Annotated in this window: 8 protein-coding genes; 2 read left to right on the forward strand and 6 right to left on the reverse strand. The window is 42.0% G+C overall.

The window, feature by feature from the left end:
* Positions 1-3: 3 nt before the first annotated feature.
* The 6 genes from C5O22_RS01575 to C5O22_RS01600 all read right to left on the reverse strand — a co-directional run bounded on the left by C5O22_RS01575 (position 4) and on the right by C5O22_RS01600 (position 10,122).
* On the reverse strand, positions 4-1,119 hold the full coding sequence (locus tag C5O22_RS01575; RefSeq protein ID WP_207895322.1) for a glycoside hydrolase family 88/105 protein: 1,116 nt from the start codon (positions 1,117-1,119) through the stop codon (positions 4-6).
* A complete protein-coding gene (locus C5O22_RS01580; RefSeq protein WP_132779441.1) occupies positions 1,104-4,292 on the reverse strand; it encodes a hypothetical protein in 3,189 nt (1,062 codons plus the stop codon). The genes C5O22_RS01575 and C5O22_RS01580 overlap by 16 nt, the downstream gene beginning before the upstream one ends.
* Positions 4,285-6,588 carry a helix-turn-helix domain-containing protein gene (locus C5O22_RS01585; RefSeq protein WP_165910359.1) on the reverse strand — a complete coding sequence of 768 codons (2,304 nt, stop codon included), beginning with the start codon at positions 6,586-6,588 and terminating at the stop codon, positions 4,285-4,287. The genes C5O22_RS01580 and C5O22_RS01585 overlap by 8 nt, the downstream gene beginning before the upstream one ends.
* Positions 6,589-6,633: 45 nt before the next feature.
* Positions 6,634-8,217, reverse strand: coding sequence for an extracellular solute-binding protein (locus C5O22_RS01590; protein ID WP_132779443.1), 1,584 nt, complete (start codon positions 8,215-8,217; stop codon positions 6,634-6,636).
* Positions 8,218-8,353: 136 nt separating this feature from the next.
* The gene (locus C5O22_RS01595; RefSeq protein ID WP_132779444.1) at positions 8,354-9,217 is read right to left on the reverse strand and encodes a carbohydrate ABC transporter permease; all 864 of its coding nucleotides are present in this window, start codon (positions 9,215-9,217) and stop codon (positions 8,354-8,356) included.
* Positions 9,217-10,122 carry an ABC transporter permease gene (locus C5O22_RS01600; RefSeq protein ID WP_132779445.1) on the reverse strand — a complete coding sequence of 302 codons (906 nt, stop codon included), beginning with the start codon at positions 10,120-10,122 and terminating at the stop codon, positions 9,217-9,219. Before C5O22_RS01600 ends, C5O22_RS01595 begins: the two co-directional genes overlap by 1 nt.
* Before the next feature lie 122 nt (positions 10,123-10,244).
* Between C5O22_RS01600 and C5O22_RS01605 the strand changes: the two genes are divergently transcribed.
* Entirely contained in the window at positions 10,245-11,972 is a 1,728-nt protein-coding gene (locus tag C5O22_RS01605) for a sensor histidine kinase (RefSeq protein WP_132779446.1), read from the forward strand.
* Entirely contained in the window at positions 11,957-13,507 is a 1,551-nt protein-coding gene (locus tag C5O22_RS01610) for a response regulator transcription factor (RefSeq protein ID WP_132779447.1), read from the forward strand. The genes C5O22_RS01605 and C5O22_RS01610 overlap by 16 nt, the downstream gene beginning before the upstream one ends.
* Positions 13,508-13,577 lie beyond the last annotated feature (70 nt).

The following is a 13,577-nucleotide window of genomic DNA, read 5'->3' on the forward strand; positions in this document are numbered from 1 at the left end:
AGATTATCGGAGGTTTCCTAGCTCAGCACAGGCAAAAAGAAAGGCCCCTACACCATGGAGATCATTTACCTGTCGGGGCCGATTGACATAGTGGGTGTAATCTCCCACGCCGGTGCCGATGCAAATATCGGGTATCTGAACCATGCCGCGGGAGTCAATAGTGACCCTTCCTGAAATCCCTTCCCAGCTTTTTTTAAGAACTTCCTGGTAAGAGGGTGAAAGGTAGCCAAGACGAATGGCCTTGGCAATACCGTAAGTAAACAAGCAAGAACAGGAGAGTTCTATCCAGTTGTCTGTTCTATCCCCTTTATCAAGAACCTGATACCAGAGCCCTGTGCTGGTATCCTGAAAGTGAACGATCGCTGCAACTAACTCTTTATGCCACTGGATAAGCTGCCGCCGTTTGGGATGTTGGAAAGGGAGCCACTCCAGCATATCAGGGAGGGCTGCACAGACCCAGCCTATTGCTCGTCCCCAAAATTCGGGGGAGCATCCCGTTTCTGGATTTGCCCAGCCAGCTTTTCGTGATTCGTCCCATGCATGATACAAAAGACCCGTTTTTGTGTCTTTACAGTGTTTAAACATCACTTCTAAATGGGTAAGGGAGGGTTCAAAAATCTCTGGTTTGTTAAAAGTAATTCCGTACCGGCATGCCAGGGGGCCCTGCATGTAAATGTGGTCAAGCCACACTTGATGAGGGCAATCTTCCTTGTGCCAGAAGGCCCCCTCACTTGTGCGACTCCACCCCTGATAAATCTTTATGATCCTGTCGAGGGCTTTTTGGTACTTTTTTTCTCCCGTCTCTGCTAAAAGATTAAAGAGAAGAATTCCAGCCTGGACGTCATCTGCCTGATCAGTGTTAAATTCGATGTGCTCTTCATCGATAATGATGCTGTCCACCCAATTTTTTATGTATTCGAAGTATTCTTTCTTATGGGTCTTGTGCCAGATCATTTCCATTCCCAAAAGGAATACTCCCTGGTGGTAGTGAAAGCGCCCCACTGGTGGAAGTTGGGATGCCTCATAGGTGGCCATCATGGTCTCACAGGTTTTCTCGGCTATAGAAAAAGGATCCTGCATTTTTTCTCCTCCGTTGTTTTTCTCTAAGTATCGTTGCATCGTAGGTACCGTTGTGCGTGAAAATCATAATACATACCTTCAAAATATCCTAGGCGAGTTGTAGCTACTTCCAGAATATAGTGATTAATTCCCTGCTGAAGATGTTGGGAAGAAAGTTCCCACACAAAGGGATGCCAGGCTCGTCGTCCCAGGTCGAATCCGTTTACCCATAGATGACTGGCCGCTCTCCACCTGCTATCTGGAATCCTAATCTGTATGTTTACTCCTTTTTTATTCTGGGGTTCCCACATAAAGGTACCCCCATAGCGAATATATCCTGCGTAGTGGGGGTAGCCGTAGTTCTGTGGTTCCAGGGGACCCCCCTGTTTTATAAGGGGGACCAGGGTTGGTACGGTAGGAACACCAGGGTCTCCAAATCCGATAGACTTCTTATTCCCCCTTTTAGATAAAAGAACTGAGAACTGTCCTGCCAGGTGTGGGGCAGCTCGCAACCCCTGCCCTTCTTTTTGAGAAGTAAGTCGTATTTCTAATTTGTTCAATCCCTCTCTGGGTGTGCCAAGTTTGATACAATAAGTTTCAAGACCATCAAAGGATAAAAAGAATTCATTAGTGGAATTGCCAGAAGAAAATGGAGCATAATCCGTAATATCAATATGTTGTTCATTAAAATACAATGTCCAGTCCCCTGTGAGGCTGCCCTTTTCAATCAGAAAGGTAAGAGGTCCCGTAAAATCCTGACAGTAGAATTCATAAAAATAGGTGACTGCTTGAGGAGGGAACAGAAGTTCCTTGGAGTTCCCAAAACGATCTTTAATACGAAGGGGTAGCCGAAGATTTCCCCGACTACATTGATCGATAAGCGGCATAGGTTCCACGAGTATAGTTTCTTCTGTCCCCTCTAGTTTCAGAATCCATCGGTCCAACAGGAGCGTATTCTCTGAGAGAATTTCTATACTATGGGGAGCTTTGATATCAAGATCGATAACCTCATAAGAAGGGATGTTTTCTGTATTAGAAAAGTTACTATCAGGCTTATAAGCTGTAACGCTGGTTTTGTGAGAATAAGATTTTCTCTGTGGCGAAAAACTGATGTATCGACTTTCAAATGGAGCAAGGTGTACCACCTGGGAATTTGTAACCCCCAATGCGGCCTTTTTATGAACTGGTCCACAAATAAGTACCGTTTTCTCTTCAGGTAAAGGGTTAATCACAAACAACCAGGAGGACTTCTTACGTTGATAAAGCATCCCTTGCACCTCGGTTGCTTCTTGTCCTTTCTGGGAGTTCTGGACATACTGAATAGAAAAATCCCTTAAACCAGCCTCTTCTAAAACATCGGGTATGTCTGAAATATTCTGGATTACCCGTGAGTGTTTCCAAAGTTCTTCCCATGCCTCAAGGGAAACCTCCCCAATAGTGTTCATGGGGGCTTTCCCACACCAGAGGAATTTTCCTCCTGTTTCAAGGAATGTTAGAGCTTTGTGATATACGCCATCTTCAATGGCATGACAGGGGGGTATAATAACACATTCAAAACGTTGGTCCCCTATTTTTATCTCCCCCTTTTTCACAGAAGCCTTCTGAAATAGTTCGGGGTCAACAATCCAAAAATCAAAATGATGAGAAAAAAGAATATTCTGAAGTTCCGCAAAGGATGCAGCTTCTTCCTTTTGTTTAGAAGAACCAAAAGGAAGACTCCATTGAGAGGTAACGGGATCGAGAAGGAGAATGCGTGGGCATCGATCCCGATTATTTGTCCATTTGAGGATCTCTACTACGTACTCTGAAAGGAGGTCCTGATAAGACCACCATGGCATTTGAAGAAATGAGGAAGGGGGGGCGTCATGCTTGGTAAGGGCTGCAGTGGTATAATAATAGGCATGGGGAACAAAAAAGTTAATTCCCTGCAGGGCGAGGCGGTCGTAGGTCCATTTCATATCCTGGATATCCATGCCCCAGCCAATGCTGTGAAAGGCTTCACACAAACAGTGTGTTTTGCCATATAAACGGGCTGCGGATGTAAGAATTCGAGGATTTGCACGATAACGGGCAGGAAGATCTTCCGGGGGTTCGCCTGCCTTTTGGTGTCCCGTATCGATGCCGGGGATATCCATATACCTGAGTTGACTGCTACGGAGAATCGGTTTTTCTCCAATATAATACAGGTTATGTTTACGACACCAGTCTCCAATAGTTTGGTCATAGCTTTTGATAAAGCCGTCGGTAAGGCTTTTCATAAAGCGATAACGAACCTTTGCACCGTTAGGGAATGATGTTTCTGTGAGAGCCGGTAAAAGGGGCAAAAGTTCCTCGTGCCAGTCTTGCCAATAAAGGGTGGGTATTTGGGGTGACCAGGGGATCCCCGCCCCTTCAAAACCAATAGGGTGTACTTCATCGGTAAAAAAACCTTTAATGGTTTTTCCAAATTCATCGCCTAACTCTTCTCGGTACCGTTCATGGGTAAGTTGAATAAAGTAGGAAACCGCCTCAGGATTTAGGGGATCTGGAAAGCGATCGTAATATTTATGTCCTCGTAAAGGAACTTCCTCGGCAATATAAACATAATACGACGGGGCAAGCGCTTTATCGTTCCTCAGGGATAAAGGATGAGGATCTCCTTTTATGAGTTTTTCTTTATTTTCTAGCTTGGTAGTGTCCCAATCAAGATAGAGGGTCGGTTCACAAGCGAGAAATCGTTTTTGATTTAGACTAGTAAGCCCGGTGTTATGAAAAACCTCGTTTGTAAAGAGGGTCCCTATATATGGTACGAGATCAATTTCCTTTTCCCAATCAGGCTGTCTAGGATTCCCCTTGTCCTGCAGGGGATATGCCCGAGCCCAAAGCACTCTTCCCCACTCAAGGGGAAACTGAGTTCTAGTACCTCTGGTAACCTCAAAGGTGTATATTTTTAGCTCCTTTGCCTCAAATTCAGGATGTTCTAAAACAACTCGCCCTCCTGCCGCAAGGCTAGGATAGGGATATTCATCGTAAAGCCAGATTTGCATACCCAGTCGTTTGGCTTCTCTTACGATTTGTCGAACGAGTCTGAACCAGTTTTGTGAAAGATAGGGTATACGAAGCCCCTGACGAGCACAGATAATACAGGCCTGGATTCCTTTTTGGTGCATGACCCTAAGTTGTTCTATGAGATGTTCTTCTTTTATTTCTCCATTCCAGAACCAGAATGGGGCAATAGGGAAAAGGTCATTCATAGGCTCCTCGTTTTTGCGAAATAAAATAGCGATATTCTTTTGGACTCATGCCAGTTTGTTCTTTAAAGAATTTCATAAATCCATGAGCATTAGGATATCCTGCTCGATTTGCTATTTCAGTAATAGAAAGCTTGGTTTCGCTAAGAAGTCGTTTTGCTTCGATGCTACGGACTTCGTTTATAAATTGTTTTAGAGGTTTCCCCATTTCTTCGTGAAAAATTCGGGAAAGATAAGCTTCGCTTAAATAGACATGGCGTGATAGCATGCAAAGACTTAAAGGCTCATGAAAATGATTTTGTACATAGCGGGCTATTCTTTCTGCTACTAATTTATTATGGGAATCTTTTTTATTTTTTGGAATCTCTATAATTTTTTGATACCAGGAACGAAAAAAAACTTCTAGTTCTTCAAAATTCCGGGCTGTAAGAATATCTTGATACTTTATCATCTGAACAAGCCCTCGTTCAGCTGCAAGTTTATTAAGAGCCGCCATGAGTTGAATCGCCATAGAATGCTGATGGTTTTTTTTAAGACTTTCCATAAGGACCGCATGGGCCTTTTCAACAGATCTTGTATCGGCCCGTCGTAATGCTAGAATCAATTCCTCCTCTGCATCAAAAGGATAGTTATTGTTATATCCCAACTCGGTTTCTAGTGAGGAATCTTGTGAAATACGAGTGCTTTCCCTTTCATAATTACGTTCTTTCCGGATTATGGTGCGCCCTTCATTAAAAGAACGGGCGATGTCCGAAAGGTTATGATAGACTTTTCCTACCCCTATCCGTACAGAAAAGAAATAGGGAGAAGCTAACTCTTTTTCTATTGTTTCTCGAACCTTTTCTGTTAGGACTTGTTTTGTTCCTTCATCTATATTTGCTTCAATAATAAGAGCGATTTCGTCTTCTCTGGTAAAAACTGCGGCGGTATGTCGTGTCATGGGAGCAATTACTTCCCGTAATGTGTCTAACACAAGAATAGTAGAAAGATCTCGCCGACGACTAATCTGGTCGTCGGTAATATCCTCTTCAATTATTGCTACTATACAAAAGAAATCTCCTTTAGGAGGAAAAGTAATACCGTAGGAAGAAAGAATCTTATCGAGATCTTCATCCTCTTCTATTCGACCTTTGAGCAAATTTTCAAGGATGTTGTTTCGCAAGATAGGTAGCTGTTCTCGTAGACTTTCTTCAAGGGCTTCGCTATGACTTCGTAATTTCCGTAATGTATCTTCTAAGGAATCGAGGGGATCTTTTTTTTGTGGTTCCTTCCCGGGTGAAACAATGTTGAGTAAATCTATCAAGAGCTTTTTTAGACGCCGGGAAAAATAGAAAGAAAAGCAAATCGAAAAAACGATTCCAAATAAAAATACTGAGGTGGAATAGGTTCGTAAAAAACGAATTTGGTTTGAAATAGCCGGAAGCGGAATAATACCTACATATTTCCACGGCACAAGATAAGAATTTCGGATGGTGCAAAGATACCGATCCCCACTCTCTATGATAAGCGAGGCCTCTTTTGAAGTAAGGGCTTTTTGAAAGATTGGATTGTTCTTTAAGAGCTGGGTGTATCCTCGTTCCTTAAGTTTAGAAAAAATATCTCCCTTTTCATCTATCAGAAGTAACTCTGTGTTTGTATCTGTAGTATCGATTCCCGCAAGATATCGGAGATAGGATTCATCCAAATTTATGACAATGAAGGGACCTCCATTAGAGTAACCAGAGCTGAGGTGTTTTACGACGGAGATAACGGAAATTCTGTTACCAGTACGGAGATCTTCTATCGAATGAGCCCCATACCAGCCAGTCTGAATTGGTTTTCCATCCATAAGGTGTAAAATGAAAGGATCCCCTTGTTCTGCGAATCTAAAATATCCTGCGTTTGGAATAAAAACTTTCTGTTCTTCAGGAAAGTAGATAGCAAGAGACTGAATATGACTATGGACAATCCGGAAATTATTCAGTTTATCATTAGTTTGGAGAATAAAATCGATTTTTCCTTCTTTGTAATATTTGGTAATCTTGCAAAGATCTGTTTCTGTTGATAGTTGTTGTAACGAGAGATCCGTTTGTCGGAGCGCCGTATCTAAGGAACGAGCTGCCTGTAGATAAAGTTGATGTTGGAGCCGTATAGTTTCTTCTTCTAACTCTGCAGGAGCTTTGGTTGAAAGAAGAAAGCCAGTTATCCCTGTTCCTATAATATTTCCAAGAAATAAAAAGAAGAAAAAGCGGGCGGCGCTCCCTGGCCAGGGGAGTTTTTTCCTAAAAGGGAAAGAAGAGTAGTGAAAGAAACTATTCAATAAAGGCCTGTGTATACCCATCGTCGCCCGTTCTTGTTCCTTTTTTTACTTGGTATACTGTTGTCGGTAGGCATTTACTAAATCTTTAACTACTTCATCCCCTCCTTCGGCCCTATATGCCCGAATAGCCTCATCAAAAAGGGTGTTAAATTTATCGGGACTGGAGAGTACCATCTTAGCAAGAGCTTCTTCCCATTTTTTCTGGAGTGCCACAAGATATTTATCTGCCACAGGGGTAGGAAGATTGAGAGGTGGGGTACTGTATTTCAGCAGGGTAATTGGAGTGCTTTCATTGATAAACTGTTGTCGCAGGTTCTCGGGGAAAAGACGGGCTGCATTTCGTAAGTACAGTGATTCTTCTCCTTTGCTTGCAAAGGGTTTCCGAAAGGCCATATACTGGGGTTCTATCCAGGAAACCCGGTTTGTGTATTTGACAGGATCAATTGGCTGGGGTACCCCATTGACCAGGGTGTAATCTATACCAGGTAAACCCAGGTTAGCCACCATGTAACCTTCTTCGCTGGCGAGCCAGTTTAGGTATTCCATAACAAGATCGGGGCGTTTTGCTGTCTTTGGAGAAAAGAAATAATACAGATAAGGGCTGTTCCGGATAAAGTTAACATAATATTCCTTGGATTCAGGATGTTTCCAGGGATTGATACTCACAAGCTGGGCCTCTGGAATATTTTGTTTCAGCTTTTCATAAACTGAACCATAGGCTGGATGATATGGCCAATGTCCAAAAGATACAAAGGCCCCAATCTCACCCCGGATTACCTTTTGTTTAAAAATAGCCCCGTCCTTATCTACCACGAATTCGCCGAGTAGCTTTTCGTTATAAAGTTTGTTTAGGAAGGCTATGGCATTTTTTGTTTCGGGCCAAAGTGGGGCTGGAGTTACGAGTCGTTCGCCAGTTGGGGGATCTTTCACAAAGGCCGGTAGGATAACACTTTCCCATAGGGTAAAAGAAGCCGAAGGACTCCCCATGAGAGCAAAGGGAACGAGTTTGTCCCCAACTCCACCGGGGTCCTTGTCCCGAAAGGCCTTAAGGACCGCATAAAACTCATCTACCGTTTTTGGAAGAGGGAGTCCCAATTTATCAAGCCAATCTTTCCGAATAAAGGTGGTATCTGCGACGCCGTTGGACTTACATACAAAGGTGTACTGCCGCCCATTGATTTTTCCTGCCTCAAGATCGGTACTACTGCTTATTTTCAGGATATTTATTCCTTTTTGGGCAAGAAGGTCGGTGTAATCAACGAGGGCCCCGTTCTTGACATAAAGGTTAAGGAGATTTTTATCGTAGGTAAAACAGAGGTCTGGCGCTTCTCCTGCTGCTAACATAAGAGGTAATTTTTGTGTTTCCTGAGCCCGGGGAATAGGGACAAAACGAACTTTAATACCCTTGGGGGCCATTTTTTCGTTCACATATCGAGTCCACCAATTGTCTTCAATAGTACCCTGGTCTGCTGGTATTGTTCCCCGATCCCATACGAGTTGGGTAATTTCTACCAGTTCCTTTGTTTGACCTGTTTTGTTTGTTCCGTCCTGTTGACCAGAAGCAAAAAGGAACATCGCTGTACCAAGCCATAGACACAGGACTTCCAAAACATCTCCCCATTTTCTCATACTAACCTCCTATTTGTTTTATACGATACACCGCCGGTGTATCGGGTTTTTTTGTAGAAAAAATGCCTTGTCATCTTCTCATCGCTATTTTCTGTTTTTTCCTCTGTACAAAGAACATCTTCTTTGAAAACTTCCTCTAGCCTTTTAAGGCTCCGAGGGTTACCCCTTTTATGAAATAGCGTTGCATAGCAGGATATACCACCAGAATAGGCAATACCGTAAGGGTTACCGTAGCTCCTTTTAGATTCTCTGGAACCACCCGAGAAATTGCTTCTGTATTCGCCTGGTTAAGCATGGCGTCGGAAAAGACATTCAGAACCTGGTATAGTTTGATTTGAAGGGTATATTTATTGGGGCTCTGCATGTAAATAAGGGCGCTGAAAAAAGTATTCCAATAGGCCACAGCATAAAATATTACCAGTGTCGCAATAACTGCCACTGACAAGGGAATCGCAAAACGAATCAGGTAGTTTATGTTTGAACATCCATCTAGTTTGGCCGATTCTTCTATTTCTACCGGTAACTCTCTAAAATAACTGATAGTGATAATCAGCAAGAAAGTATCGATGACAGAGGGAAGGATCAGGGCTCCCATGGTATTGGTTAATCCTAACCGTTTTACAAGGAGATAGGTAGGGATAAGGCCACCGCTAAAGTACATAGTTGCAACGATACAACGAAGAATGATATTCCGACCTTTTAACCCCTGTTTTGAGAGTGGATAAGCCATAAGAACCGTCATGCTTACGCTCGAAAATACCCCGAAAAGCGTTAAACGTGCCGTGAAGAGAAAAGCATTCATGATACTTTTATCCTTAAATAGCATTTTGTAGGCTTCTAGAGTGGGATCTACTGGCAAAAGGTATACTCTTCCCTCTAAAATTGCCTTGGCGCTACTTAAGGACATAGCGATGGTGTATATAAGAGGGTAAAGAAAAAATCCACATAAAAGAGCCATTAAAAGGTTATTCATAAAAATAAACAGAGATGTCCGTTTCATTATTTTACATCCCGCATAAAAATTCCTTTCTCTCCAAGGAAGCGTGCTACGTAATCTGCTCCCAGAAGGAAAACAAAATTCACTATAGATTGAATAAGACCTACCGCGGTAGTAAAGCTAAACTGGGCTTGTAAAAGACCCCGTTCATAAATAAATGTAGAAAGAACGGTAGATACCCGTGCAACAAGAGCGTTCCCCAGAAGATAGGGTTGTTCAAATCCAATGGTCATAATTTTACCGATCTGTAAGATAAGGATTACTACAATGGTCCCTTTAATACCGGGAAGTGTGATATACCACATTTTATGTAGCCGGTTTGCCCCATCGATTGAGGCAGCTTCGTACAGGGCAGGATCAATAGTGCTGAGGGCCGCTAAGTAAATAATAGCAGCCCATCCCATATCTTTCCAAATACCTGAAAGGATATAAACAACGGTCCACCAGAACTCATTTCCCAAGAAAGCAATTTCCTTGGCTCCTATTTTTCTTAAAAATACGTTGATCAAACCCGTTTCTTTAGCAGTAAAGGAAAGAATAAGACCGTACAGGATAACCCAGGAGATAAAATGGGGAAGGTAAGAAATAGACTGGATAGTCTTTTTGTATACTTCGTTATTTATCTCGTTTAATAAAAGGGCGAACAGTATAGGTAGCGGAAAAGTAATGCAGAGGGAAAGAACATTTAGGCGAATCGTGTTTGTTAATGCCCGCCAGAACTCGCTATCTCGAAATACTTCTTTAAAAACATCAAGTCCTACCCACGGGCTCTTAAATACACCGATCATAAAGTTATAATCTTTAAAAGCCATTAAAATTCCGTACAAAGGGATGTACTTAAAAATAAAATAAAAAGTTATCCCTGGAATCAGCATTAGATAAAGGTCTGCTTCTGTTTTTCGCTTCATATTCAGTATGGTAGGAGTGAAGGGTAAAAGACGCAAGTTAATTTTTTTTAAAAAGAGTCCCTCTTTTGTCGAGTTGTATATACTTTACCCCAATTCTTTATTTCCAGTGTATAATATGGGCCATGTGGAAAAAACTGTATCATTGGTGGAGCGGTTTAAGAATTCAATATAAACTAGCGTTGATATTACTCCTGGCTATTGGGATGGTCTCGTTTTTTAGTATGGGGGCAATCCGGGTTGTTTCTCATTTCTACGAACAACTCCTGTATACCCAGGCTGCGGGGACTTTACAGCTTGCTTCTATCAATATTGAAAAGGAACTACAGCGGATCGAACAAATTTCTTTTACCATTTTGCAGAATCGAGATATTCAGCAAAGCCTTGACCGCATCCGTACTATCCGCTCTGAACCGATTCTGGGGCAGGAAAAGAAACGACTGGTCGATCTCCTATGGGTTACAACCTTTGAGAAAAATGTGCTTTCAGTCAATATTATTGATGTTTTTGGTAATCAGTATGCGGGGGGACTCAGTTTTTCCTCTTCCCATATACCAGAAATTGTACAGAAGGCAGCTCAGAAACAAGGGAGCATGGAGATCCACATTCTCAAAGAAGAGCCGGGGGTCTTGGTTTGTGCTCGTCAGATCAGAAAAATCGAACAGTTAAGCCTGGAACCATTAGGAACCCTTCTTATACGGGTAAACTTAAAAAAAATGGTACAGGAGGCTCTTGCGGGAGTTCTTGATCGTATGAGCCTGGTGATTCTTTCCGATTCGACTCCTTTTTATGCCTCTGAGCCCATTCTTGCTGCAATGGCTCAACGTTTTGTGGCAAGCCGGCGTGCCTATGGAAGTCTCGATAATCCCGAAGGCCGACGTTATTTTGTGACGGTTGGTACATCGACGCAAAATTCCTGGACCTATGTGACCTTTATTGAATATGAACGGATATTCAAACGGCTTGAGTTAGTTAATTCTCTTAGTATCCTTATCCTAATTCTCCTGGTCTTTTTTGCCTACTTCATTCTTGTTCGCATTGGGCGAAGTATCAGTTTACCCCTAGAACTACTTTCTGCGTATGCTACTCATGTGGAAAAGGGGGATTTTACTATTCCCTTTATCCAAGAGGATGTTTTTTTGCGACATAATGATGAAATAGGGCAGATTGAACGGGACTTTATTTTTCTTTTGAACAAGATTAATGACCTTATCAAAGAAAATTATGCCCATGAATTACTTGCAAAGGATGCCCAACTCAAAGCTCTAGAAGCCCAAATAAATCCCCATTTTTTGTATAATACTTTGGATACGGTCCACTGGCTTGCTAAGCTCAGGAACGAACAGGAAATCGCCGCCATTGTGGAAGCTCTGGCGTATATTTTACGAAAATCCCTGTCGAGTAAAGAACCAACGATCTCTCTGAAAGAAGAACTTGAACTCCTTAAAGCCTATGTCACTATTCAAAAAATCCGTTTTGGGAAAAAACTGGAAGTTTTTTATTTTGTGGCACCAGAATTAGAATCCTGTACTATTCCAAAGTTGACCCTTCAACCTATTGTGGAAAATTCTATTGTCCATGGAATTGAGGTGACGGGGAACCCCTGTTTCATTCGAGTTGAAAGTGAAGATCAGGGTGATGATTTTGTGCTTCATATCTCTGATACAGGACCTGGTTTTCAGGAGGAGAAAGAAAAACGGGGCAGTGGTATTGGTCTTGCCAATATTCATCAACGGATTCAGTTGTTGTGCGGAGAGTCCTATGGGCTTTCAATCCAGAGTGTTAGCAAAAGCGGCACAATGGTTTCTATCCATCTACCCAAAAGGAGGGCAGAACCATGTACTCAGTCTTGATTGTGGATGATGAAGAAATAATTCGTCAGGGTATTGCTCAGGTTATTCCCTGGGAAGCAGAAGGTTTTCGTCTCATAGGAGTCGCTGAAAATGGCCAGGAGGCCCTAGAAAAGGTTGAATTATTTCATCCTGACATTGTCCTCACTGATATCAAAATGCCTGTCATGGATGGGATTGAACTTATCCGACAGGTACGGGAACGGGGTTTTTCAGTCGAATTTATTATTCTCTCTGGCTATGGTGAATTTGAATTAGCCCAGGCCGCCCTTGAATATGGAGCTCGGCACTATCTTTTAAAGCCTTCGAGCGAGGCCACAATTATAGAAGCCCTACGGCATGTGGCCGAACAGATTGAAAAAAAACGGAATGACGAAGCTTTTATCAAGGAATCAAAGGAACGGCTCTATAAATTTCTTCCTTTAGTCAAAGAACAATTTATTCGGGATCTTTTTATGGGGGCTTCGTATACAGAAGAGGAATTCGAATATTATCGTACCTATCTTCATATTGATTTTGAAACAGCCTCATTAGTGTTATATCAGATTGAAGGAATTCTTTCTTATGAGGATCTTTTTGTACTACTTCGGATCTGCAAAAAACTATCTCCTAGTCAGGATGCAATAGGAACAATTATCAATTCCCATGTGGTTGTGCTATATCCACTGGTACAGGAACAGGTGTTGATCTCACATATAGAACAGGTCCAGAAAGAATTTGCTACGTATTTTTCTCGAAAAATTTCGGTGCTGTATGAGACCCAGGTATCGCTTCACGAGCTTGATTCTTTGTATCAAGAACTTCTTATAGGATGTCGCTACCTGGCTCAGAAAAATCCGGGCCTTGTCTGGCATCGAACCCAGATACCCTTCAGTGAGATTCGAAAATCGGATGATCTGTATCGATTGCAGGATTTACTTCTTGCTCTTCAATGTGGAGACAAGGCGGCAGTAAGTCGGGAATTAGAATCCCTGTTTGCGGTGTATCGCAGCAAAAAAATGGGTCTTCGGCTTGTTCGTTCTCATCTTGAACAACTTTTTTTGTGGTTAGAAAAAGAGGGAAATTTTGAATTTTTTAGAGAATCAATAGATATTTTTCTGGGAAGTGTCTCTGATACAACAAGTTTAGAAGAATTAGAAAACATGGTACGAACAATGTTCGAAGAACTGGTGAATCGGAACTATCGATCTATTAAAAATTATAAAAACCGGCTGGTAAATTTGCTTATTCATTATGCTCAAGCCCACCTTTCGAATGAACACCTTTCTCTTAAATGGCTTGCTCAGAAGTATCTCCATGTCGATCCGGGGTATCTTAGTAAGCTCTTTGTGAAAGAAACGGGTCAACGATTTAAACACTATCTCCTTAGAATGCGAATTGAAAAAGCTCGACGACTTCTGGATGTATACAGTGAAGATCGAATCTATGAAATTGCCCGAGAAGTGGGGATGGGGGACAATCCTCAATATTTTAGTCAGGTCTTTAAGAAGTATACGGGGAAAAGCCCTTCAGAATATAAAAAGACTACCATTTTTTGAACAAAAATCACGTTTTTTTATACATCCTTTTTTCTTTAAACAGCGGGACAATAGAACAGAAATATTTCTA

Origin of the sequence: Treponema sp. J25, from assembly GCF_004343725.1 — a bacterium.
GTDB lineage: Bacteria > Spirochaetota > Spirochaetia > Treponematales > Breznakiellaceae > J25.

Coding starts and splice junctions, on each gene's coding strand:
- C5O22_RS01605 (WP_132779446.1), top strand. CDS start 10,245: ATGTGGAAAAAACTGTATCATTGGTGGAGCGGTTTAAGAATTCAATAT.
- C5O22_RS01580 (WP_132779441.1), bottom strand. CDS start 4,292: ATGAATGACCTTTTCCCTATTGCCCCATTCTGGTTCTGGAATGGAGAA.
- C5O22_RS01595 (WP_132779444.1), bottom strand. CDS start 9,217: ATGAAACGGACATCTCTGTTTATTTTTATGAATAACCTTTTAATGGCT.
- C5O22_RS01590 (WP_132779443.1), bottom strand. CDS start 8,217: ATGAGAAAATGGGGAGATGTTTTGGAAGTCCTGTGTCTATGGCTTGGT.
- C5O22_RS01600 (WP_132779445.1), bottom strand. CDS start 10,122: ATGAAGCGAAAAACAGAAGCAGACCTTTATCTAATGCTGATTCCAGGG.
- C5O22_RS01610 (WP_132779447.1), top strand. CDS start 11,957: ATGTACTCAGTCTTGATTGTGGATGATGAAGAAATAATTCGTCAGGGT.
- C5O22_RS01575 (WP_207895322.1), bottom strand. CDS start 1,119: ATGCAACGATACTTAGAGAAAAACAACGGAGGAGAAAAAATGCAGGAT.